This window comes from Phascolarctobacterium sp. ET69 (assembly GCF_023336935.1).
GTDB classification, from domain to species: Bacteria; Bacillota; Negativicutes; order Acidaminococcales; family Acidaminococcaceae; genus Fusicatenibacter_A; species Fusicatenibacter_A intestinipullorum.
Genome location: NZ_JAMBLR010000002.1, coordinates 309,857 through 332,704 on the forward strand (window position 1 = coordinate 309,857; position 22,848 = coordinate 332,704).

Genomic DNA, 22,848 nt, shown 5'->3' on the forward strand with positions numbered 1-22,848 from the left:
AGCGGCGTTGACCAACATGCGTAATGTAGATGTTATGGGCGACGAATATACTTGCGATTACGCCATTGCCCTGCGTGCCGTAACCACCACCGACTTTATGACGGCGGAAGTTACTATGCTGCCTCCTGCAACAATTACCACCGCAGCCAACAGAATAGTAAACGAAGTAAAACATATCACTAGAGGTTTAATTACACAATAAAACCTCTAGTAATGATAGGGTTTGATTGAGATAAAAAAATAAGGAGCATCTAAATTTTTATTTAGATGCTCCTTATTTTTTTGTTATTTTGCTAATTAAATAATTCAATATTAAATTAGTGATGTATGATTTTGCATTGTTTGACAATAAAATAACATGTATTATTAAAACATAATGAAAAAAGAAACTATAAGAAAAGAAATATTAATGAAAGGAGAAGGTGTTTTGAGAAGTACAGAGATTTTATTAGAAAATTTAAAGCATTATTACTCATTAACTTCTAATAGAGCAATTGCTAAGAAACTTAATTTATCTGAAGCTGTTATTTTAAATTGGTCAGCTGGTAGAAGTTCGCCGAGTGTTGCGCAAATTAATGAAATTGCTTATATGATAGGTATAGATGTTTCGCAATTAATAATTCCTAATAATAGATTTGATGTATATACTCCTATTTGGAGAGATAAAATAAAAGAAACTATAATAAATAATTTAAAAAGATTAAAATTGGAACTAGATATACATGAAAGTAATTTTTATACGGAATTTTATGATAAAGAAAAAATGAGTTATAGAACTTTTTTACGGTATATTAATGGACAAAATAAAAATTTGAATTTAAAAAATTTAGATAAATTGGCTAATATATTATCAGTAAAGACATATGAATTATTAGAAAGAGAGTGAAATTATGAGAAAGAAAATATCTACAACAGAAATTGCAAATAAGATAGCTAATGTTTTAAAAGATACGCCAAATACAATTTCGCGGGATATTAAAGAAACTTATACATTTAAAGGTAGAAAATCACCGGAAATAATAGAGAAAGTTCTATTAGCGTTTACTAAAGAAGGTGATTTAATTCTAGATCCTTTTTTGGGAAGTGGAATGACGATATTAGCAGCGCAAAAAGCTAATAGACGATTATTTGGAATAGAATTAGATAATTATACTTATTATGTTAACAAGTCTTTGTTTGAACGTGTTAACATTAATTTATTAGAAGAATATTATAAGTTAGTTGAAAATGATGTTAAAGAAAAGATTCTTTATTTGTATCAAACTAAATGCTGTGGAAAGAAAAATTTTATAAAAAAAATATTATTTGATCCACAAAATGGCAAAGAAGGTTATTTTAATCCGCAGGCAAATAGAGAAATTCAAGATAATAAAAATGTAAAGTTATTACAACAATGTCCTGTTTGTAAATGTTTTGCTAAAAAATTTGATGATGTAGATTGGGAAAAGGTGTTGGAAGTTGATAAAATTGATGCATCAGATTTTCCTAAGGATATATATATTGTAAATAGTCGTATTAATATTACTGCTTCTACTGGTGCGCATAAGTATAATGCTATATTTACACATAGAAATCAGGTTGCATTGATGTTATTACAAAAATCTATTTCTAAATTACCTTATTCTAAAGAAAAAGAATTTTTGCAGCAAGTTTTAGTTTCATCTTTGAGCTTGGCTAGAGTAGCAATGTATGGAAGTTCTACTGATATTTTATATCATGTAGTAAATGAAAAAGCTCAAGATATGAATGTTTGGGAATTATTTGCGTCAAAATATAAGAAGTTTTCTAGATTTCAACAAAATTATAAATTAGTATTATCAGATGATTTTTCAAATAACAATCAATATTCTGTTATTAATGATGATTACTATAATTATTTAAATAAACATCCTAATTTAATATTTGATGCAATTATTACGGATTTCCCTTATACAGATCAAGTTCCATATTTGGAAAGAAATCAGATGTTTAGAATATGGCTAAATCATTTTGCTGATAATAGTACTCGATTTGATTTAACTAAAAGTATGTTAAAAAGTGAAATGGTTGTCACTAATGCTGATGAAAGACAAGATAAGAATTTAGAAAATTACTATAAAGATATTGATAAGATGTTTAAGTGTTTTTCTGAACATTTGAAAGAGGGTAGTCCTGTTATAATATTCACTAAATTAGGAAAAATGAAATATTTTAATATTTTTGCTAGAATAGTGGATTATGCTAGAAAAAACGGATTTGAATATACTTTTAGAATTGGTGTAGAGAAAAATGATCCTACACTTAGAAAGCAATCTGCTTATAAAAATACACTAATCAATGAAGTAATCATAGGTTTTGAAAAATTACCAAAAGAAAAACGATATTTTTATATTGGTAATGAAAATTATGAAGCTAAAATAGTAGATGATGTTTATAAAGATTTAAAAAAAATAAAAGATTTTCCATATACAGTAACCGCTGCTGTTAACAAAATAAAGAAAGATATTTTAAAAAAAGGTATACATTTTGATGTACATATTCAGAAACTTGTGATAGATACTATTTTAAATAATTTTTATGTTGATGATAAACAGGAAATACAATTGGATAAAAAACGATTGTATCTTGATCAAGAAGATGAAGACACCTTGTTTAAAAAATTGTATGAACTTGTACCTTTTTTTATCAATAAACTGCTTAATAAAAAAGGGAGATTTGTTATAGAAGATCTTTATGTAGAGCTTATTGATGAGTTATCAGATGGTAATAATAAGACATTATATAGTTTATTAAATGATGATGATAATATAAAAGAAATTGATCTGCTTGTCGAATTGAAAACAGATACAGATGGGAAATACTATATTAAAAAAGCTATACCTAAAGATTTTAATAAAAATGCTATTGATATAGCAACTATGGACCCTTATGATTTTGAAAATTTGTGTAAAAAATTATTAGAATGTGAAAATTATGCAGATGTGCATAGAAAGGGTGGTAGTGGAGATCTAGGGGTGGATATAGTTGCAAAATGGTTTAATGGAAATTCTAGTGAAACATGGCTGATACAATGTAAACGCTGGGTTAGTAATGTTGATGCTACACCTATACAACGTTTAATTGCGGAAAGAGAAAGATTAGGTGCAAATAAAATTGCATGCTTTACAACTTCTGATTTTTCCGTTGATGCAAAAAAAATAGCCAAATTGCAAGACGTTGTATTAATTAATGGTGTGGAATTAGTAATAAAGTTAAATGCGTACTTTCCAAGTATGTATTACAATTCAAATATAAAATAAAAAATAGAGAAATGGCATCTTCAATTATTGAAGATGCCATTTCCCAGATTCTCTTTTCCAAATAAAATGTGCTTCGAATATATCTACAAGGGTTTTATATTTTGTGGAAAGTTGCTCTAACCAACCATTTTCAATAAGCATTTCCATAATTCCTATATCATATAACTCTTGTGTAGATAGATCACCATGTTTTTCAAGAAGTTTTTTAGCTTCTAAAAAAACGAAGTGCTCAATTTCATTTGTTGAAAATGATGTAATATGTTGAGGGAGTTTTTGACGTGTATTTTCAAAAAAAAGAATAGCATCTCCACCAAGAGATTTTTTAGGACTCAAAATATTTTTTACAGTTTTGGTTTTTTTGATGTGTTCTTGAGTAATAAATCTAAAGCCATTTGATTCTAGAATATTAATTAATTTTACCCATACTTCAAGATTGCTATCGTGAAAAAATAAACACATAAAATGATTTTCTTTTAATTTATTACTACAAATTTTAAAAACATCATTTAAAAGAGAAAAATATTCAGATTTACTACGCTTTCTTTCATTGGCAGAACTTACAATAATTTCATCATTAAGATTAAAATCTAAGCCAATAAAAGGTTTATATAGCTGCATATATTCTGAATATAATACTTGATCCATATATGGAGGATCTGTGATGATTAATGCAACAGAATCATTTGGTATTTCTTCAGCAGTAATAAATTGGCTTCCTTTTGTAAGTAATAATGCATTATTAGGTTTTAAATCGCTAAATTTAGTAACAATGTTACTTTTAGAATAATTTTTTGTAATAAACGATTTAGATTCTAATAATAAATTCATTTTTTTTCTTAGTAAATCAATAATATTTTTTTCAACACAATTTAATTTTGGTATCCATAAAGGCCACTGTGAATTTGAATGAGTATCAGTTATTTTAGATAAATGTATTATCGACATAAGAAGATATCTCAACACGTTATTATTATTAGATTTTTTTATATATCCTACAATTTCATTTAATACTGAAAAATTTCTTGGCGTAAATAAATCGCTTATAAAATCAGATTCACCAACAGCAATTTTACTATTTTGTAATAATTTGAAGTTTTCTACATAATTAGTACATTTAAATTTGCAGAAATTTTGGTAATCATATAAATCTGCTTCTTTAATTTTTTTACCACAAGAGGGGCAATTATAAGATATGGCTTTCAATGTAAAATCATTTTTGGTTCTATTTGGTTTATCAAAAACTATTTTTGATATATAACCAATTCTATTACAATATGGACAAATTGTTTCATAATAATTTTCTAAATCATTTAATTTGCAATTAAATGATTTAAAGATATTAATGAGATCACTTTTTGGTATATTATTAATAATGTTATTAATAATAAATTTGGGCATTTCATTTACATCACAGCCTATTCCAGAACGGTTATATTTATTTTGGATAGCTTCAAGAATGGTTACGCCAGAGCCCATAAAAGGATCAAAAATAATATCATTTTCTTTTGAAAGGTTTGTTATTAGAGTGTCAATTACATTAAAAGATTTTTGGGACCAATATAAATGAGTATTGTATATTGGGTTTTTAGAAGTGGGTATAAGAGTTTTTAATTCTTTTTTTAAATTAACTATATTGTATTGAGATTTATGTACTTCTTGTCCACAAATAATTAAATATTCAAAAACGTCTTTAGTAAAACTATTTCTATGGTTTGTATGTTTATAACTTTCTTGTTCAATTTGAACTTTTTTGTGTCCAAATGTCTTTTTAGCCATATAAACAAGATTTTCGATAGAAATAGTATATCTATCGGTTTTTTGATAAACTTTATTTTTAGGATAGGCATAGCTCAATACTAAAATAATCTTATGTTCAAAACAATAATCAAAAAGTTTTTGTAATGTTTCTTTAGCTGTGCTTTTTTGACTTAATTTAGATTGATTTCTTCCTTCTGTATATAATCCTTTAGTAAATTTACCTTTAATAATAGTTGGTTCGGGATAATTATATTGTGCAGCAACATTCAGCAAGTGATAATATCTAGAATATTGCATATCAGTATATGGCGGATCTGCATAAATTAATTTTATGTTTTGTTTAATAAATGATTCATTATTAAGCAAATCTATAATATCTTCATTATATATGATATGAGATTTATTATTATTATTATTATTACTTATAAAAATAAATTCTTCTAATTTTTTGCTAAAATATTCTATTAATTTTTTTGAACGCTGTTTGATGTGTCTTGACGAATTTTTATTAATATTTAGTGGTTGTGCCATATGGCCGTCTTTTGCAAAAACTGTTTCTGACATAGCATAAAACAAACAACTCCATAGTACATTAGTGGTTAAATCAGAAACACTTTCATGAATAGTTTTTATAATTGCGTCAATAGATATAGCTTGTTCTATGCTAAAATATGTTCCGGAATAATAATATAAAAACAGATTGTATTCATTTTTTTCTTTTAAAATTTTAGCATTTATAGAATCATTAATTTTATTCCAAATTGTTGGAAAATGATTGTATAAATTTATTAATTCATTATTGTTCGCAGTGGATACAAAAAAACGTTCTTTTGCTATATAACTTTCATGTTTCTTTAAAAGTTTATTAAAATTATATTTATATCCCTTAAAAAAAACCTCTTTTATATTATTTAGTGCGTCTGTGGAAGGAATATTTAATAATGCCGAAGAAATAATAGAAGAATATAATTCAGCATCATTAGCAATAATGGAATAATTATTTTTTAAGGTGGCAGCAACGCAACCAGAACCTGAGAAAATATCGCATATAGTATCTTCCGGGGAGATGTATTTTTCGATATTTTTACTTATAAATGGCATCAATGAAGATTTGCTTCCTTGATAGTTCAGTATTTTGATAACATTCATAAGTACTCCCCTTTCTTATCTATGGTAGTATAGCATTTTTTTGATTTTAAATCAAATTCAAATAAAAAATTTGAGCAATATTTTATGCATCGCAAATTAAAAAAATTATTAATTTAAATTTTAGAAAATCATAAACAAAAGGAGGCACACCCATGATTGTTACAACTACACAAACTGTTGAAGGTAGGCAGATTGCCGAATATAAGGGCATTGTTTTTGGTGAAGTGGTATCCGGTGTAAATTTTGTTAAGGATTTGTTTTCCGGCATTACGGATATTTTTGGCGGGCGCAGCAGCACTTACGAAAATGAATTGCAGGAAGCGCGCGAAAAAGCTATTGACGAAATGTGCAAGCGTGCCGAAAGATTAGGCGCTAATGCCGTTGTCGGTGTCGATGTTGACTACGAAGTATTAGGCAAAGAAAACGGCATGCTGATGGTAAGCGTCAGCGGCACAGCCGTTAAAATAAAATAATATTTACAGTATGGGCAGCTTTAGGGCTGCTCTTTTTTTATGCGGTTTTGCAATTTTTATGCCGTAATTAAATTGATTTAGAACATTAAAAATTGTACGGTTTTATATTTCCTAACCTTTCTCAAATATTTCACAAAACAACTGCCAAAGTGTATTTATTGTAACATTATTTCATATTGACTTAAAAACAAATAATAATTATAATTGATTACATAAGGTTTATCGCAAAAACAGTGATCTCTTAAAATAAGATAGAAGGTTAGGTATTGAAAATGAAAAATTTACAGAAAGAATACGGACTTTACATTAACGGCAAGTGGCAGCCCGCCTCCGACGGCGCCACATTTAAAACTTACAGCCCTGCTACCGGCGAAGAACTGGCAGTTTGCGCCGAAGCAACGCGCGAAGATGTTGACGCTGCGGTAAAAGCTGCGCACGCTGCGTGGGAAAGCTGGAAGAACACCACTCCTGTTGAAAGAGCGGTTATTTTAAACAAAATTGCCGATATTATCGACGCCAACGCCCAGCACCTTGCAGAAGTTGAATCGCTGGACAACGGCAAACCCATCCGCGAAACCAGTATGATTGATATTCCGATGAGCGCAGACCATTTCCGCTATTTTGCGGCTGCCATCCGTACGGAAGAAGGTACTGCAACCATGCTCGACAACAACACTTTAAGCCTCGTCCTGCACGAGCCTATCGGCGTAGTGGGGCAGATTATCCCCTGGAACTTCCCGTTCCTCATGGCTGCGTGGAAGCTGGCTCCGGCACTGGCCGCGGGTGACTGCATTGTGCTTAAACCCTCCAGCACTACCAGCCTGAGCGTTTTGGAGCTTGTGCGTTTAATTGAAGGCGTGCTGCCGGCAGGCGTGCTTAACGTAATTACCGGCAAGGGCAGCAAGTCCGGTCAGTATGTTTTGGAACACCCCGGCTTTGCCAAACTTGCCTTCACCGGTTCTACCGAAGTTGGCCGCGGCGTGGCACAGGCTGCTGCCGATAAATTGATTCCGGCTACTTTGGAACTGGGCGGCAAATCGGCCAATATTTATTTTGACGACTGCAACTGGGATTTGGCTATGGAAGGCCTGCTTCTGGGCATTCTGTTCAACCAGGGCCAGGTTTGCTGCGCAGGCTCGCGCGTGTTTGTACACGAAAAAATTTACGATAGATTTGTTGAAGAAGCGGTTAAACGCTTTAACGCCGTAAAAGTCGGCAACCCGCTCGACCCGTCAACGCAGATGGGCTCGCAGATTGACGCGAAACAGGTTGCCAAAATTGCAAGCTACATTGATATTGCCAAAGCAGAAGGAGCAGCTATTGCCTGCGGCGGACATAAGCTTACGGAAAACGGGCTTGATAAGGGCAACTTCTTTGCGCCGACGCTGATTACCAATGTTACCAACGATATGCGCGTGGCACGCGAAGAAATTTTCGGGCCTGTGGCCGTGGTTATTAAGTTTAAGGACGAAGCCGAAGTTGTTAAAATGGCAAACGACAGCAATTACGGCCTTGGCGGCGCTGTATGGACGCAGGATATTAACCGCGCCATCCGTGTGGCAAAAGCCGTGCAGACGGGCAGAATGTGGGTTAACACCTATAACGCTATTCCGGCAGGCGCACCGTTTGGCGGTTATAAGGAATCGGGCATTGGCCGCGAAACGCATAAAGTAATGCTGGAGCATTACAGCCAGACCAAAAATATTATGATTAACCTTGGCGAAAAGCCTTTGGGATTGTATTGACAACCGCTCTTTACAATGTTAAACTTTTAGTAATTACAAATTTGCAGCTGATGATAAGGAAAAGTACCTTTAAAAGGCAGCCTAAAGCGAGCCGGTGGCGGTGAAAGTCCGGCGGCGGGCATTAAAGGGAATGGGCCTTGGAGGCGCACTGCGAGCCGCAAGGGGTAGCAGCGCCGGGAATGCTTTGCCCGTTACCATAAAAGCGGATATCGGCATCGGCCCGTATCTTTTAAGCGGACTTATTTAAGTCAAGCAGGGTGGCACCGCGAAAGTTTACAGCCTTTCGTCCCTACAGGGATGGAAGGCTTTTTTATTTACCTGTTAAGGAGTGAGCGGCATGGAAGCAGCAGAAAAAGAAAAAAAGATAGTAACATTAACGGAGGTTAAACCAACGCAGGACGGTTACCGCTGGGTGGCGATAACGGCAATGCTTCTGGCAATAGGCATTATTCTGCATACCGTAAGCCCTAATGTTGGCGGCGTTACGCCGAACTGGACCATTGCCATGTATTCCATTGTAATTAACCTTACCAACCCTTCGCTGCCGCAGGCACTGGGCATTGGTTTTATTTCCGGCATGACGCTTGTGCCGTCCTCCAAATCGGCTTTTCCGCTGGGCAATATTGCCAGCGAGGTTTGCGGCGCGGTGGTGTGCTGCCTCCTGGTTAAGGCCATGCTTGCCGTTAAACTTGAAAAATGGCGCCTGCGCCCGTTTATTGCCGGCCTTGTGGCAACAATGGTGAGCGGCGGCGTATTTACCTTTATTTTAAAAATAGTTTTGGGGCTGCCCTTCAGCGTATGGCTGTATGCCATGCTGCCGGTGGTGGCGGTAATAGGCGTGCTTAACGGCAGCATTACCTTTTTGCTGTACGGGCCGGTGCGCAGGCTGTTTTTTGTGCAGGAGGAAGATAATTGATGGAAACGGTTGCAGAATTAAAGCATTTTTATTTTGCTTATAAAAAGAATAACCTTGTGCTGCACGATATTGATTTTAAAATAGAAAAAGGCTCTTTTACCGTTATCGCAGGGCCGAGCGGCAGCGGCAAAACAACGTTGTGCAAGGCCATGGCGGGCATTGTGCCGTTTTATATGGGCGGCGCGTACAGCGGCGAAGTAATGGTGCTGGGCGAAAGCACCAAAGGCAAAAAGGTATCGGATATTGCCATGCGCCTGGGGCTGATGCTGGAGGATTACGAAAGCCAGCTTGTTTCCCTCACTGCGGGCGAGGAGGTTGCTTTCAGCCTGTTAAACCACGGCTTTAAGCCGGAAGAAGTTGAAGAACGCACGCGCAGGGCGCTTGAAGATGTAGGCCTGCCGGGGCGCGAAAGCTATCAGCTGGACGAGCTCAGCGGCGGGCAGCGCCAGAGGCTGCTTTTGGCTTCGGTTTTGGCGGTGCATCCGGAAATTATCGTTTTGGATGAGCCTGTATCGGCCATGGACCCGGACGGCGCCAATTCGCTGTACAAGCTGCTTTACAAAATACATAAGGAATACGGTACAACCATTGTGGTTGTAGAACACCGCATTGACTATCTGCTGCCGTATATGACAGATTTAGTTGTACTTAAAAAAGGACGCCTTGTGGCAGCCGATAAGTTTGAAAACACCGCCCGCGTTATGTATAAGGATGAAACCCTGCGGCATTTTGTACCGGCGCTGTGGCGCATTAAGCTGGGGCTTGAAGAAAAATTCGGCGTAAGCCTTGGTAATTGGCGTACGGAAGAAGAAGCCTTTGCGGAACTGAAGGCAAAAGGGTTTACAGGGGGTGAGGCGTAATGCTGGAGGCAAAAGAGGTTAATTTTGCGTATCTGCGCGGGCAGCCTGTGCTGAACGATATCGACATTAAAATTGAAAGCGGCGAATTCGTGGCGCTTTTGGGGCACAACGGCAGCGGCAAAACAACGCTGAGCCGCCTGTTCATGGCGCTTATTCATCCGCGCAGCGGGCAGGTGCTGGTAGACGGCACGGACATTGCCGCCATGGAGCCCGCCGATTTGGCAGATAAAATAGGCTATGTGTTCCAGAACCCGGATTTGCAGATTTTGGAGGACACGGTTTTTGACGAAGTGGCATACGGACCGCGTGCCAAAAAATTGAGCGAGGACAAGGTTAAACGCCAGGTGGAAACCGCGCTTGCCGCAACGGGCCTTACGGATTTGGCAGACGCATACCCGCGCCTTTTAAGCTTTGGGCAAAAGCGCCGTTTGGGTGTGGCGGCGGCACTGGCCTTAAACCCGCGCACGCTTATTCTGGACGAGATAACCAACGGGCAGGACGCTGTGGAAAAAGAGCGCATGATGAGTTATTTAAAGGCTCTTAATGAAGAAAACGGTATTACGGTAGTGCTTATTTCGCACGATATGGACACCGTGCGCCGCTATGCGCAGCGCACCATTGTGCTGCATAACGGGCATTTGGTGTTTGACGGTACGCCCGCAAAGCTGTTTGACGGCAGTATTAACGTAGAGCGCTGGGGGCTGCGCTGCCCTACGGCAACGGCAGTTGGCAACGCGCTGGGCATTACGGCAACCAGCCCGGAGGATTTTTGCAGCAGCATTAGTATGAAAGGAGAGCGGCAGGCATGAAAATATCGGCATTTACGCAGATTATAGTAACGGTAGCCGTAACGGCATGGGTATTTATTTTGCCGGTAATGGCTGTTGCCACCATTTTAGTGCTGGAACTGGCGCTGCTCCTTTCCATTAAGCACGACCGCATGACGATGGCTGCAATAGGCGGCCTGGCGGTATTTACCGGGCTGATGGTGCTTTTGCAGCTTCTGTTCGGTTCGCCGCTTGAAATTGCGCTTGTAGGCGGCCTGCGCATGCTGGTTATGACCATGGCCTTTTTGTGCATGCTGGCAGCAACACGCATACAGGATATTGCCCAGGCACTGGTAACAAAATTCCACCTGCCGTGCGAATATGCCTTTATGCTGACAACGGCGCTGCGTTTTGTGCCTAACTTTCTGGCAGACAGCACCATTACTTTGGACGCGCAAAGCTGCCGTGGCTATTCCAACCGCGGCAACGCGATTAAAAGGCTGATGTCCTACGTTGTTGTTATACGCCCGCTGGTAATGCGCGCCGTAGCCAAAAGCGAAACGCTGGCGCTGAGCATGGAGCTGAAGGGCTTTGGTGCCAACACCTATAAAAACATGCCGCAGCAAAAACTCGGCCTTGCCGATTACGTTGTGCTGCTGGCGGTAATTGCGCTCAGTACGTATCCCTTCTGGCAGGAATACGTAAAAATATAAAAAGCGCCTGCATTGGCAGACGCTGAAGCTGATGTAAGTTTTGGGTTTTGTATAGCAGGATAAGCTGGTGCCGGTGCGCCGGTTATCTTTGCATAATTTAAATTTGAGTAAAGGGCTGCCCGCAACCGCCGGGCGGCTTTATTTTTTAGCAGGTTTATTTTCCTCGCCCCATGTGCAAAGCTGGTCGAGTATCGTCATCAGTGATTGGCCTAGCTCCGACAGGCTGTATTCCACTTTGGGCGGAATCTGCGGATATTCGGTGCGGATGATGAGCCTGTCTTTTTCCAGCTCTTTCAGCGACAGGCTGAGTGTTTTGTGCGAGATGGTGCGGATGTAGCGTTTAAGTTCGCTGTAACGCACTACGCCAAACTCCATCAGGCAGTACAGAATAACCATTTTGTATTTGCCGTTAATCAGCGACAGCGTGTAGCTGAAGCCGGTATCCTCAAAATTTGCCTTTTCTATATAATTCTTAATCATTATACTCTCCTTTTGGTTAGTATCTGATAAAAATGTGCGTACTTCATCTTTGATTTATATATTGCTATAATTATAGCAGAAAGACGGAGGTGGAGCAAATGGCTAAAAAAATAGTTGTTTTAAACGGCAGCCCGCGCGCAAACGGCAACACAAAAGAACTGGTAAAGGCTTTTGTTAAAGGTGCTGAAAGTGCGGGCAACACCGTACAGGTTTTTGATTTGCAGAAAATGAATATTCACGGCTGCCTTGGCTGCTGCATGGGAGGCAAAGATGAAGCAAGCCCCTGCGTGCAGAAAGACGATATGGCTTTAATTTACCCGGCTTACCGCGAGGCGGATGTGGTTGTGCTGGCATCGCCGATGTACTACTGGGGCGTAAGCGGCCAGCTTAAATGCGCGTTTGACCGCCTGTTTGCGGTGGCAGAATGTATGCCCGGCTATGCCAACCCCATTAAGGAGTGTGCACTTTTAATGGCGGCAGAGGGTGATACGGCTGATAATTTTGCCCCGGTAAAAGCCTTTTATGAAGGCCTGGCAGGGCATTTGGGCTGGAAAAACCGCGGCATTGTTTATGCAGGCGGCAATTTTGCGGCGGGCGATATTTTAAATAAACCGGCGCAGCTTGCCGAAGCTGAAAAGCTGGGCACGGAAATTTAACTAAAAGCAAAACTTATAAATCTCCGCAGAATATAACTGCGGGGATTTTTTTACCCTTTAACCATGCTTCACCTTGCTTAACGCCTTTATTTTAAGTACAATAAAAATATAAATGCGTATGTGAGGGGGAATGCAAGTGGAACTGCGTATTTTAAAATATTTTTTAACGGTGGCCCGCGAAGAAAACATTACCAGAGCAGCTAATCTGCTGCATGTAACGCAGCCTACGCTGAGCCGCCAGTTAATGCAGCTGGAGGACGAACTGGGCGTAAAACTGTTTTGCCGCAGCAAGCACCGCATAACGCTTACCGACGAAGGCCTGCTTTTAAAGCGCCGTGCGCAGGAAATTACCGAGCTTGCCGAGCGTACAACCCGCGAAGTATCGCGCAGCAGCGAAAATTTAATGGGCGAAATCGCAATAGGCTGCGCCGAAGCAAGCAGTATTTCCGTATTGGCAGGTTTGATGAATTATTTCCGCCAGAAATATCCGCTGGTGCATTATACGCTTTATTCCGGCATTGCCGACGATATTAAAGAACGCATTGAAAACGGGCTTTTGGATATAGCCTTTTTAACAGAACCCGTGGATATTTCCAAATATGGCTTTGTGCGCCTGCCGCATAAGGAAGAATGGGGCGTTTTAATAAGAAAAGATTCGCCGCTGGCAGAAAAACAGGCGGTGATGCCGCAGGATTTACTGGGCATTCCGCTATTAATGCCCAAGCGCGACCTGGTTAAAAATGAACTTGCCAGCTGGTTTGGCAGTTTAAATGGCAGAATGGATTTTGCCGTTAATTACACAATGCTGATGAATGCGGCAGTAATGGTGCACAGCGGCTTTGGTGCGGCGCTGTGCCTTAACATGGGCACCGATTTTTATGACGATTTGCGTTTTGTGCCGCTTGCGCCGCCGCTTGCAACAGGCTGCGTGCTGGCGTGGAAAAAGAGCCAGCGGCAGGCACCGGCGGTGGAGGAGTTTATCAGTTCGGCGCATTCATACGTTTTGAGCATTTCCGGTAATTAAATATAGGTATTAGCTTATTTAAAGCGGCCATATTACAATGTAGGTGTAAGAAATTTGCACCTGCATTTTTTATTGCATAAAAAGTTTAAGGAGGGGAATGATATGCAGGGAGAAGCCACGGAGCCGGGGCGGCTGGCCATATTAAATGCCAGACGCAATGCCATGCTGGATGAAATACATTTCCGCGAAAAGCAGCTTGACCGCCTTAATTACCTGCGTTACGAAATACAAAAGAAAAACAGCAGCAGGGATTAATGCTCCGGAAGGGCTTAAAAAACCGACGCAATTTTAAAACAAAAATAAAAAATCTCCGTTTAACAAAGTGTTAAGCGGAGATTTTTGTTTATAAGATTTATTTAAAATAACGGCGCGTTTTATTCTTCCTGCTTTTCAAAACCGGTAAAATCAATTATTTTATGATGGTAAGCGGCATCAAAATACGGCAGCGCATCGGTTAAATATTTAATGGTTTTTTGCCAAAATTCTGTTCCGCCGTTGTGCGGAAAAGCAACTTCAATAAGATAAATGTCGTTGTCTTTGCTTCTTGCGTAAACGGAGCAGCGCATAAACCAGTACGCATCGGCGTTGTTGGGGTTTTGCTGCCACAGGATAATGAGCTGTTCCGGCTCGGTGGTAAGGCTGCGCAGCGCTTTTTCAACCTGCCCGTAAGCAGGCGTGGGGGTGTCCTCGCTGTTTAAACGGCTGCGGATAGTCAGTATCCAGTCGAAAGTGGTGCTTGGTTGGGGCAGCTGCGGCGCTTCTTTTTTATCGCTGCCGAACATGGATTGCAGGCGCAGCAAGCCGCGCAGCACGGTTTCGGTTTTATCGCGGCGCACCCATTTGCCAAAAAAGTTCTTTTTGTAATGGCTTAATTCCTCCTGCGCTTCCGGAAGGTCCTTGGCTTTTTCCAGGTAGCTAACGCCTTTGGCGATATCCTCCGGACCGCCCTCGCCGTTGCAGTACAGCCAGCCCAGCAGAAAAAACGCATCCTGGCAGTCCCAATCCACCGCTTCTAAATACTTGCGCGCCAGCACATAGTCCCGTTCCGTGCCCTCTCCGTAGGTATAGCAGTAACCCAGGTAATACGCGCCCCAGTTGCCGGTTTTGCCGCTGTCGTCCGCCCATTTCAGCAGGCGGAAGGCTTTGTCATAATCCTGTTCCACGCCGCGACCGTCAAAATACATCGCGCCCAGGCGGTTGTAGCAGCCCGCCTTAACGGGAATGTTGGAGTCGATAGCTTTTTGGTAATACTCTGCGGCTTTCGCATCGTCGTGCGGTGCGGCAATGCCGTTTTCGTAATAATTGCCCACAAAAAAGTAAGCGCGCGGTTCACCGGCCTCCGCCGCCTTGCAGAACAGGGGAAAGGCTTCCTCGTGTTTATCTTCATCGAACAAATCGCAAGCGTAAAAATACTGGTAGTTGGGGTAGCCCTTGGCGGCGTAAATGCGGTCCAGCTCTTTGGCTTTTTCCGGCTGCGGCGGCAGTACGCCTTCAATACCGTCGATGTACATCAGCATAAGGTTCGCACCAGCGGTTGCCACGCCGCCGTCAAGCGCACTTTTGTACCAGTATTCGCATTTCAGCATATTTTCGTGAATGAAGCTTTCAAAAGCCTCGTCGCTGTCAAAATCCTCGGGGTTAATGTTTTCTATCTGCAAAAAATCGTACCAGTAATACACGTTGCCGATAACCATCTGGCAAAAGGCATCGCCTGCTTCCGCCTTTTCTAAAATAATATCGTAGGCGGTTTTTAAGCTTGCCAGCGGCATGGCTTCTTGCAGCTCTTTATTCATCACGCCGCAGCGCATGGCGATAAGCGTTCCCAGCGCACTGCCCATCATTACCGATTGGTATATCAGCTCGTCCGCGGCGTCCTCGTCTACCGGAAAATCATGCCCCAGCCAGGTGTATTCCTGCCCGTACAGACAGCGCGCCAGCAGGCAGTAAGCGTCGGCGTCGCCCTTGCGGCATGCCTCCTGCAATAGGCGGAATCCCTCCTGCCCGCGCTGTGCGCCAAGGTCGTAATAAATATAGCGTATCGCTGTTTCTACTTTATCGCTGAAAAAACGTCCCATCTTTTTCCGCCCCTCATTTCTGTTCTGCGTACATTTCTGCTTTTTTGGCTGTTGCTGAACTTTGCTTTAAGTGTAGCACTGCACCTGGCAATTTACAATTGGTTTATGGCGAGCAGTATGTAAAATTTAAAAGCACCGCTCTGCAAAGGGAACGATGCTTTTGGTATGGTCATTTTTAAATTTACGTTTAAATCATTCCGCCAGTTTTTCTGTGCTGAAGGCATACACGCGCTGCCAGAAAATTTTGCTCTGTTCGGCTTCGGGAGCGGCAATTTCAAAAGCGTGGTACAATCCGGGAATTACGTGCAGTTCGGTATCGACATTTGCTTCCGTAAGTTTTGCGGCGTAGTCAATGTCTTCATTAACAAATAAGTCAAGCCCGCCGACATAAATAAACGCAGGCGGCAGGTTGGCAAAATCTTCCGCAAAGGTGGGCGAATAATAACCCAGCATTTTGCCGCTGAGGTTTTGCCCTCCGCGCAGAACTTCCCACGCATACTTGTTGCTGCTGCGCGGCCAGCAAATGTGCCCGGTCTGCTGCGTATGGTAGGGCGAGTTTTCAGTTGCGGTGCGGTAATCAAGCATGGGGTAAATTAAAACCTGCCCCTTAATGGGGATGTTGGCGTTATCGCGGTTATACAGTGCAAGGCTTGCGGCAAGGTTGCCTCCGGCGCTGTCGCCCATTAAAATAATTCTTCCGGCATCAAGGCCGAGTTTGTCTGCGTTTTCTTTAACGTACATTAAGCCGCTGTAGGCGTCCTCAAGTGCCGCGGGAAAGGGCGCTTCTACCGAAAGGCGGTAGCGCGGTGTAATAACGGCAGCGTTTAAGGCGTTGGCAATGTTCTGGTAGCGTTCGCGGTCGTCAAGCGAAATTCTGAACAAATAACCGCCGCCGTGGGCGTAGTACACTACCGGCAGTTTGGCTTCGCTGCTTTTGGCAGGGCGGTAAATGTAAAGCGGCACATCCGCTGCGCCGTAAAGGCTTTTGGCGTTAACGGTTTCAAAGATAATGCTGCTTTGGGCAGGAACATAGTTTTTTACGCGCTGCTCTACATCCTGCGGCGATGTGGCTTCAATAAGATAACCTTCTGCCGCCGCACGGTATTCCGGCTGCACGCGGCCGATATAGGGTATTTCCGCAGCCAGTGCGGAAGCAGCTATGTTAAAGGCCAAAAGGCAAAGGGCAATAAATTTTTTCATAGGGTCACCAGCTTATTTTAAATTTTTGCCGCTGAGCGTTACTGCCTGCGGTTTGTTAACGATAAGTACTTTATCCGTAACCATTGTTTGTACGGCTTTATTATATTCCTGAAAATATGGCCCGTCAATGTGGGCGCGGTAAGCGTTGTCGTCGGCATACAATTCCAGCAGGTGGAATACGTTGGGACGTGCGGTTTCTGTTGTTGCAAGCAGTGCCAGTACGCCTTCTTCGCTGGCAACGGCGCTTTGCATTTCTTTGGCAAGTACTTTTTTATAAGCGTCAAGCTGCGCCGGGTCGATAACAAGCAGTGCCATGCGTGCCTTATCGGCAGTGCCTGCGGTTTTGCTTTGCAGGTTAAAGGCGTCGGCGGCAAGGGTTTTATGTACCTGCGCCAGTTTAAGCGCCTGTGCGGCGGCTGTTTTTACGTTGGTGTTATTTTGTGCGGTATTAAAAGCGTTTTCGTCCGTATAAATTTCCAAGTAGCGCATTACGCCGTTTTCATCCTCACCGCCGTAAACAGCCAGCACGCCTTCGCTGTTTTGCAGTGCTGTGTTAAGTGCGGCAACGGCTGCGCGCAGGGCGTTTTCGTTACCGGTGGCAGCGCTGTATACGCTCCAGCGCACAAAGGGCTGGGCAGCGGCTGCGGCGTTTACCGGCAGTGCCTGCAAGCCTGAAAGCAGCATCATAGCTGCGCAAAATAATAATTTTTTCATGGTGCATCTCCTTTACTTACTCTGCTTTTTCAAGCGTTGCGGTAAAACTGTCGTGGGCTTTAACAATATCAAGCCCGCTTTCCAGCCTCCCGATGGGGATTAAGTTGCGGTCGTCTTTAAAATCAACATAAAAAATGCTTAAATTGCCCCACGGCTGATAAACGCACAAATCGCCCGCAAGGGGATGGCAGCCAACCTTTTGCCCCTTTTCGTCAAGGCGCTTGTCGAAGTAGGCAATCTTTTCCATGCCGGAAAAATCCTTAAACGAAAGCGTTACCGGCAAACGGCTGTATAAATCGTTGGCGCTCGGTTCATTGCGCAGCGTAACAGGCAGGCGGCTGCCGTCAATAACAAGCACGGCTTTGTGGTCATCTGCTGCGGTAGTGTTTTGCGGTGCAGGCTGAGCTGCAGGTGAGGAAGCGCCGCAGGCGGAAACGGCAAGTGCCGTCAGTGCAGCGCTTAACAGCAAAAGTAATTTTTTCATAGGTATCCCTCCATTTTATTTGTATAGTTTAATTATAAAAAGCGCAGGGCATGGCGTCTAATGCTTAATTGTTATGCACCAACATGCGTTTTTGGCATGAAGTGCAGGCGGGAGTATGCTTCAACTTGCGCGTTTAAAAATTTTTAACTAAAATAATTATATGGAGAAATGCTTTAAAGGAGGAACTGGCATGAAATACCGTGAACTTGGCAAAACAGGATTGAAAGTAAGTGAAATAGGCCTTGGCTGCGAAGGCTTTAACGGCAAAGACGCCGCTTTTACGCAGGAAATGTTTAAACTTGCTCTGGCAGCGGGCGTAAACTGCATGGATTTATATAGCCCCAACCCGGATATGCACAAAAATATTGCAGCTGCACTTGGCAGCCGCCGCAAAGATTTTATTTATCAGGCGCATTTATGCACGGAATGGAAGGACGGGCAGTATAAGGCTGTGCGCGATATTGCCAGTGTAAAAGCTGCGTTTGAAACTATGCTTAAAAATTTGAACACGGATTACATCGACATCGGCATGATTCATTACGTAGATTCGCCGGAACTTTGGCGCACGATTGAAAGCGGCGGCGTTCTGGATTATGCGCTGGAACTGAAAGCCAAAGGCAAAATTAAGCATATCGGCGTAAGCAGCCATAACCCTTTGGCGGTGCTGGAAGCCGTAAAAAGCGGCAAGGTGGAAGTGCTGATGTTCAGCGTAAACCCCTGCTATGATTTGCTGCCCGGCACGGATGACGTGGAAAAACTGTGGGCGGAAGAAAGCTACAAAAAGCCTTTGCTGAACCTTGACCCCAAACGTGCGGAACTTTACGAAACCTGCCAGCGTTTGGGAGTGGGCATTACCGTTATGAAAGCCTTTGGCGGCGGCGACCTTTTGAGCGAGTACAGCCCGGCAGGTAAGGCGCTGACAGCGGTACAGTGCCTGCATTATGCGCTGACACGCCCGGCGGTAGCGGCTGTTATGAGTGGTGCGCGTACCATGGAAGAATTAAAAGCCTCGCTTGATTACGAAAAAGCAAGCGAAGCTGAAAAAGACTATGCAGAAGTTTTTGCAAGCTTCCCCAAAATCAGCTGGGAAGGGCATTGCATGTACTGCGGTCATTGCGCGCCGTGCCACAAAGGCATTGACGTGGCAAACGTAACCAAGTTTTTGAACCTTGCCAAAGCGCAGGGCGAAGTGCCGGAAACCGTACGCGAGCACTATGCGGCGCTTGAAGCCCACGCCGGCGACTGCATTGCCTGCGGCGCTTGCGCCAAACGCTGCCCCTTCGCTGTTGACCCCGTTGCGAACATGAAAGAGGCAAAAGAAGTTTTTGGGTATTGAGGAAAGTATAAAAAAGTGAAAATAAATAGAGACTAAAACAAAATAGTATGAAATAAAGAATCAGCACCACCTTATGATAAGATGGTGCTGATTTTTAGTTTTTTATACGGAAAATAATAGTATCATCAACATTTACTTTTCGAATGTCGCATTCTTTATTACCAGGCAAATAAATTTGCAATTGATAAAACCATATACATAGTAAAAACTTATCAATAAATTTTTGTGAGCGGCGTTTTAACCCGTAACGTTTTAATAATGTACGTAGCTTTATTCTTACATAATCCTGTTTGCCAATATAAAGTATGCGCAAGCGGATGCTTTTGAAAAACAAATCCAAATCAGAATAATCGGCAGTAAAATCGCCGTCTGAAATTTCTATGTCTTTAGTGCTTAATAGCTTTTTGATTGCCGGAAATTCAGCATCGAGTGCTTCTTTATCGACAAAATAATAACTCCAATATGAGGCCGCTAAAAATAATTTCCGACGGTCATTTTTGTATTTAAGCGCAATTAAATCTTTTTCGTTTTCAGCTATCTGCTTTAAAACATTGGAAAACTCGATAACTGTTAAGTTTGCTTTTGATAAAATAACGCCTAAATCAAGAGCAGTATAATAAAATGGCTTTAATTCTTTAAGTGTTACCATTATTTATCGCTCTTTTTGCGGTTGCAGCTTCTGCAAAGTATTTGCAGGTTTTCGGGAACACTTTTGCCGCCTTTATTCATAGGTGTAATATGGTCAACTTCAAATCCGAGTCTGTTATCACCTGTTACCCCGCAGTGTGCACACTGAAATTTACCATCTGCATTTTTCGATTTTTCAAAAGTTATATCTCGAAGATATTGTTCATGCTGAGGAAATACTTTTCCAATTTCATACAGCGGTAAATCTATTAAAGGAATTTTAGGATAGGATATATTTATTCCTTCAGGCGGTTCTAAGATTTTATCTATTTCTATATCAATATGACGCTTAAAAATAGTTTTGTTTACAAAGAATAATTTTAAAATGTTTTCATCATTGTTGTTCCAAAGTGCAGTTATATATTCTTTTTCTTCGATGCGACCTAATTTAGCATTAATAATAAATTGTGCTATTTGTGTTATATCGAGTCTGTTTTTATCAATATAATCAAAGGAATAAAATTGTGGTGCAACGGAATATTGGTCGTAGTATTTTAAAATATTAAGCACATCTTCCTCGGCATAAGGCGGAATAGTTTCGTATTTAAAGAATTTATCGTGGCATTCTGCTTCCATTTTAAATAAAATTTCATCTGGCAGCGTATCTGTGTCAGTAGAATTATATTTTTTGAAAAGTTCAGGCAGATAATTAATAAAGTCCTGATAGGATTTTTCTGTACTGTTATAAACCATAACTTCGCAGGTATAGTCAATATCTTGATTTTTGCCAAAACTGTTTTCAGTATAGCTGAAGGTATACATACCTAAAGGTATACGTTCTAAAAACGGCACGTTTTCAAGTTTTGTTGTGTCTACTGTATCATCAAGAATTTTTGCAAATTCTTCAAGCTTGGCAACAGAAATCATCATCATATCACGTTTAATACGTTTGCCAGGGTCTTTGTCAAAGAAATCATTACTGCCTTCAAACAGGCTTTCCGGGTTAACCCAGGCAATGTGTTCATTCCAGTTATCAATAAAGGAAACAATATAGGCATTAGCTGTACCACCTGCTTTTACACCGCGCAAAGCCCTGCCGACCATTTGAGTCATTAAAATTGTTGAAACAGTCGGACGGGCAAGAAATACTGTTTGTGTCTGTGGCAGGTCTACGCCTTCGGTTAAAATATTTACGTTAATTAAAACCTGAAGTTTGCCTTCTCGGTAAGCCTGTATCTTTTTTTCATTTTCTTTACTTAAATTGATAAGTAATCTGGAAATTGTAAGTGATGATACAATATAATCTGCCTTAATGCCTGCTTTTTCAAACAGAGCTTTTAACTGTATAGCATGGTCGATATTTACAGCGAAAACAAGAGTCTGGCCGTATTCTTTTTGTTTTTCTTTATAGGTTTTTACAATAAGATTGTTACGTTCTTTGCTCTGTACCATTTTTATGGCAATGTCTTCGGGAATACTGTCGAAGCGATGAATGGTATTCCATTCATCAACGCTTAAATCATCACCATAGCGTTCTTCGGTGTAGTAGTGTTCAAAAATAGGTGTTGAAAGAATCTGTCTTTTAATAAGTTCTTTTAAATTGATAGCATAGGCTAAACCTAAATCACCGTAAACAGGGTCAGTTTTCTTTAAATCAACGCCATCAGTAAAAATTTTAGAAAGCAAACCTTCTTCTTTTTTGCTTGTACGGAATGGTGTTGCTGTTAAACCAATAATTTTTAAATTTGGAACAAGTTCTTTAACATGGTCAATTATTTTACGGTATGTTTTAGCAATAGAGTGGTGAGCTTCATCAATAACGAAATAAAGTTCGTCATCATCTGCCAGCCAGTTATCAAGGCATTTTAAATTTCTGCCGATACTGTCTTTGCTTGCGATTACAAGCTGGTCGTCTGTGTTAATGTCAATGGTTCTGCCGTGTCTTTCCGCACCGGAAACTATACGAAAGTTAAAAGACGAAATATTCGGGATATAATCTAAACATGCGTGATTGGCAAAGGATTCCAGTGCCTGGTCTAAAAGCATTTGGCGGTGTGCAATCCACAAAACTTTTTTCTTTTTGTTAATGGCATTCTTTAACAGCCATACGGAAGCCGTGTAAGTTTTGCCGCCGCCAGTCGGCAAAACTACCATTGTAGCAAAGGATGGGCTTTCGTTTATTTTATCAAGGCATTGCATAGCTTTTATTTGATGTTCATAAGGTATGCGCGTGCTTTTTGCTTTTTTGCGTAAAATTTGTCCGGAAGAAGTTGATTCTACATATTCAAATTCTTTTTCCATTGCGTTCATCCTTTCGGCGAGTATATATAATTTAGTATAGCACTGCATATATTTTGTGGCAAATAAATAACTTTATTTAATTGTTACATAATCTAATAAAATGCCGAAAAATAAATAATTACCGGCAATTATTATAAGTATACTTGCAATAATTCTTAAGAAAAATGCAAGTTTGAAACTGTTTTTTTATGATAAGTTCAAAATTTATGCAGTTGTTGCTTAAATATTAATAGTTTTTTCTTTCTTGCTTTTTAATGAAATATCTATTAAAATATTCCTGAAAAGAATAAAA

At 40.7% G+C, this 22,848-nt stretch carries 20 protein-coding genes, 1 pseudogene and 1 other annotated feature; of the genes and pseudogenes, 13 read left to right on the forward strand and 8 right to left on the reverse strand.

Translation table 11 applies throughout. The features are described from left to right. Position 1: 1 nt before the first annotated feature. The 3 genes and pseudogenes from M3079_RS04300 to M3079_RS04310 all read left to right on the forward strand — a co-directional run. Positions 2-231: pseudogene (locus M3079_RS04300) on the forward strand (GMP synthase (glutamine-hydrolyzing)); the annotation flags it as partial. A 196-nt stretch (positions 232-427) separates the two neighbouring features. Beyond that, on the forward strand, positions 428-886 hold the full coding sequence (locus M3079_RS04305) for a hypothetical protein (RefSeq protein WP_249077428.1): 459 nt from the start codon (positions 428-430) through the stop codon (positions 884-886). A gap of 4 nt (positions 887-890) precedes the next feature. Beyond that, positions 891-3,278: a restriction endonuclease gene (locus M3079_RS04310; RefSeq protein WP_249077429.1), complete on the forward strand. Its 2,388-nt coding sequence runs from the start codon at positions 891-893 to the stop codon at positions 3,276-3,278. A 24-nt stretch (positions 3,279-3,302) separates the two neighbouring features. Here M3079_RS04310 and M3079_RS04315 read toward each other — a convergent pair whose 3' ends face one another. Then, the gene (locus M3079_RS04315; RefSeq protein WP_249077430.1) at positions 3,303-6,185 is read right to left on the reverse strand and encodes a DNA methyltransferase; all 2,883 of its coding nucleotides are present in this window, start codon (positions 6,183-6,185) and stop codon (positions 3,303-3,305) included. A 152-nt stretch (positions 6,186-6,337) separates the two neighbouring features. Between M3079_RS04315 and M3079_RS04320 the strand changes: the two genes are divergently transcribed. The 6 genes from M3079_RS04320 to M3079_RS04345 all read left to right on the forward strand — a co-directional run bounded on the left by M3079_RS04320 (position 6,338) and on the right by M3079_RS04345 (position 11,659). Then, the gene (locus M3079_RS04320; protein WP_249077431.1) at positions 6,338-6,658 is read left to right on the forward strand and encodes a heavy metal-binding domain-containing protein; all 321 of its coding nucleotides are present in this window, start codon (positions 6,338-6,340) and stop codon (positions 6,656-6,658) included. A gap of 272 nt (positions 6,659-6,930) precedes the next feature. Continuing rightward, entirely contained in the window at positions 6,931-8,403 is a 1,473-nt protein-coding gene (locus M3079_RS04325) for an aldehyde dehydrogenase family protein (RefSeq protein ID WP_249077432.1), read from the forward strand. A gap of 41 nt (positions 8,404-8,444) precedes the next feature. Further along, positions 8,445-8,697, forward strand: a binding site (T-box leader). Between the two features lie 43 nt (positions 8,698-8,740). Further along, complete coding sequence (locus M3079_RS04330; protein ID WP_249077434.1) at positions 8,741-9,319, forward strand: tryptophan transporter; 579 nt, start codon at positions 8,741-8,743, stop codon at positions 9,317-9,319. Further along, positions 9,319-10,179: an ABC transporter ATP-binding protein gene (locus M3079_RS04335; RefSeq protein WP_249077706.1), complete on the forward strand. Its 861-nt coding sequence runs from the start codon at positions 9,319-9,321 to the stop codon at positions 10,177-10,179. Before M3079_RS04330 ends, M3079_RS04335 begins: the two co-directional genes overlap by 1 nt. Next, positions 10,179-10,988, forward strand: coding sequence for an energy-coupling factor ABC transporter ATP-binding protein (locus M3079_RS04340; protein ID WP_249077436.1), 810 nt, complete (start codon positions 10,179-10,181; stop codon positions 10,986-10,988). The genes M3079_RS04335 and M3079_RS04340 overlap by 1 nt, the downstream gene beginning before the upstream one ends. After that, complete coding sequence (locus tag M3079_RS04345; RefSeq protein WP_249077438.1) at positions 10,985-11,659, forward strand: energy-coupling factor transporter transmembrane component T; 675 nt, start codon at positions 10,985-10,987, stop codon at positions 11,657-11,659. The genes M3079_RS04340 and M3079_RS04345 overlap by 4 nt, the downstream gene beginning before the upstream one ends. 138 nt (positions 11,660-11,797) lie before the next feature. On the opposite strand, the gene M3079_RS04350 is transcribed toward M3079_RS04345, so the two are convergent. Next, positions 11,798-12,139, reverse strand: a complete 342-nt coding sequence (locus M3079_RS04350) for a helix-turn-helix domain-containing protein (RefSeq protein ID WP_249077440.1) — start codon at positions 12,137-12,139, stop codon at positions 11,798-11,800. 98 nt (positions 12,140-12,237) lie between these two features. On the opposite strand from M3079_RS04350, the gene M3079_RS04355 reads away from it, so the two are divergent. From M3079_RS04355 to M3079_RS04365, 3 genes are all read left to right on the forward strand, one after another. Continuing rightward, on the forward strand, positions 12,238-12,795 hold the full coding sequence (locus M3079_RS04355; protein ID WP_249077442.1) for a flavodoxin family protein: 558 nt from the start codon (positions 12,238-12,240) through the stop codon (positions 12,793-12,795). 136 nt (positions 12,796-12,931) lie between these two features. Then, positions 12,932-13,819 (forward strand): LysR family transcriptional regulator, encoded by an 888-nt coding sequence (locus M3079_RS04360; protein ID WP_249077444.1) that lies wholly within the window; start codon positions 12,932-12,934, stop codon positions 13,817-13,819. Between the two features lie 102 nt (positions 13,820-13,921). Then, a complete protein-coding gene (locus M3079_RS04365; protein ID WP_249077447.1) occupies positions 13,922-14,074 on the forward strand; it encodes a hypothetical protein in 153 nt (50 codons plus the stop codon). 119 nt (positions 14,075-14,193) lie between these two features. Here the strand turns inward: M3079_RS04365 and M3079_RS04370 are convergent, their stop codons facing one another. From M3079_RS04370 to M3079_RS04385, 4 genes are all read right to left on the reverse strand, one after another. Next, positions 14,194-15,894, reverse strand: coding sequence for a hypothetical protein (locus M3079_RS04370; protein ID WP_249077449.1), 1,701 nt, complete (start codon positions 15,892-15,894; stop codon positions 14,194-14,196). 192 nt (positions 15,895-16,086) lie between these two features. Continuing rightward, positions 16,087-17,094 carry an alpha/beta hydrolase gene (locus tag M3079_RS04375; protein ID WP_249077451.1) on the reverse strand — a complete coding sequence of 336 codons (1,008 nt, stop codon included), beginning with the start codon at positions 17,092-17,094 and terminating at the stop codon, positions 16,087-16,089. Positions 17,095-17,106: 12 nt separating this feature from the next. Further along, positions 17,107-17,808, reverse strand: coding sequence for an antibiotic biosynthesis monooxygenase (locus M3079_RS04380; RefSeq protein WP_249077452.1), 702 nt, complete (start codon positions 17,806-17,808; stop codon positions 17,107-17,109). 16 nt (positions 17,809-17,824) lie between these two features. Continuing rightward, entirely contained in the window at positions 17,825-18,292 is a 468-nt protein-coding gene (locus tag M3079_RS04385; protein ID WP_249077455.1) for a cyclophilin-like fold protein, read from the reverse strand. Positions 18,293-18,482: 190 nt separating this feature from the next. Between M3079_RS04385 and M3079_RS04390 the strand changes: the two genes are divergently transcribed. Then, a complete protein-coding gene (locus M3079_RS04390) occupies positions 18,483-19,628 on the forward strand; it encodes an aldo/keto reductase (RefSeq protein ID WP_249077457.1) in 1,146 nt (381 codons plus the stop codon). Between the two features lie 94 nt (positions 19,629-19,722). Here the strand turns inward: M3079_RS04390 and M3079_RS04395 are convergent, their stop codons facing one another. Then, a complete protein-coding gene (locus M3079_RS04395) occupies positions 19,723-20,277 on the reverse strand; it encodes a hypothetical protein (RefSeq protein ID WP_249077459.1) in 555 nt (184 codons plus the stop codon). Beyond that, the gene (locus tag M3079_RS04400; RefSeq protein WP_249077462.1) at positions 20,277-22,556 is read right to left on the reverse strand and encodes a DEAD/DEAH box helicase family protein; all 2,280 of its coding nucleotides are present in this window, start codon (positions 22,554-22,556) and stop codon (positions 20,277-20,279) included. Before M3079_RS04400 ends, M3079_RS04395 begins: the two co-directional genes overlap by 1 nt. Positions 22,557-22,848: the final 292 nt, after the last annotated feature.

Coding starts and splice junctions, on each gene's coding strand:
- M3079_RS04330 (WP_249077434.1), top strand. CDS start 8,741: ATGGAAGCAGCAGAAAAAGAAAAAAAGATAGTAACATTAACGGAGGTT.
- M3079_RS04385 (WP_249077455.1), bottom strand. CDS start 18,292: ATGAAAAAATTACTTTTGCTGTTAAGCGCTGCACTGACGGCACTTGCC.
- M3079_RS04380 (WP_249077452.1), bottom strand. CDS start 17,808: ATGAAAAAATTATTATTTTGCGCAGCTATGATGCTGCTTTCAGGCTTG.
- M3079_RS04310 (WP_249077429.1), top strand. CDS start 891: ATGAGAAAGAAAATATCTACAACAGAAATTGCAAATAAGATAGCTAAT.
- M3079_RS04355 (WP_249077442.1), top strand. CDS start 12,238: ATGGCTAAAAAAATAGTTGTTTTAAACGGCAGCCCGCGCGCAAACGGC.
- M3079_RS04395 (WP_249077459.1), bottom strand. CDS start 20,277: ATGGTAACACTTAAAGAATTAAAGCCATTTTATTATACTGCTCTTGAT.
- M3079_RS04365 (WP_249077447.1), top strand. CDS start 13,922: ATGCAGGGAGAAGCCACGGAGCCGGGGCGGCTGGCCATATTAAATGCC.
- M3079_RS04340 (WP_249077436.1), top strand. CDS start 10,179: ATGCTGGAGGCAAAAGAGGTTAATTTTGCGTATCTGCGCGGGCAGCCT.
- M3079_RS04375 (WP_249077451.1), bottom strand. CDS start 17,094: ATGAAAAAATTTATTGCCCTTTGCCTTTTGGCCTTTAACATAGCTGCT.
- M3079_RS04370 (WP_249077449.1), bottom strand. CDS start 15,894: ATGGGACGTTTTTTCAGCGATAAAGTAGAAACAGCGATACGCTATATT.
- M3079_RS04390 (WP_249077457.1), top strand. CDS start 18,483: ATGAAATACCGTGAACTTGGCAAAACAGGATTGAAAGTAAGTGAAATA.
- M3079_RS04335 (WP_249077706.1), top strand. CDS start 9,319: ATGGAAACGGTTGCAGAATTAAAGCATTTTTATTTTGCTTATAAAAAG.
- M3079_RS04400 (WP_249077462.1), bottom strand. CDS start 22,556: ATGGAAAAAGAATTTGAATATGTAGAATCAACTTCTTCCGGACAAATT.
- M3079_RS04350 (WP_249077440.1), bottom strand. CDS start 12,139: ATGATTAAGAATTATATAGAAAAGGCAAATTTTGAGGATACCGGCTTC.
- M3079_RS04320 (WP_249077431.1), top strand. CDS start 6,338: ATGATTGTTACAACTACACAAACTGTTGAAGGTAGGCAGATTGCCGAA.
- M3079_RS04345 (WP_249077438.1), top strand. CDS start 10,985: ATGAAAATATCGGCATTTACGCAGATTATAGTAACGGTAGCCGTAACG.
- M3079_RS04325 (WP_249077432.1), top strand. CDS start 6,931: ATGAAAAATTTACAGAAAGAATACGGACTTTACATTAACGGCAAGTGG.
- M3079_RS04315 (WP_249077430.1), bottom strand. CDS start 6,185: ATGAATGTTATCAAAATACTGAACTATCAAGGAAGCAAATCTTCATTG.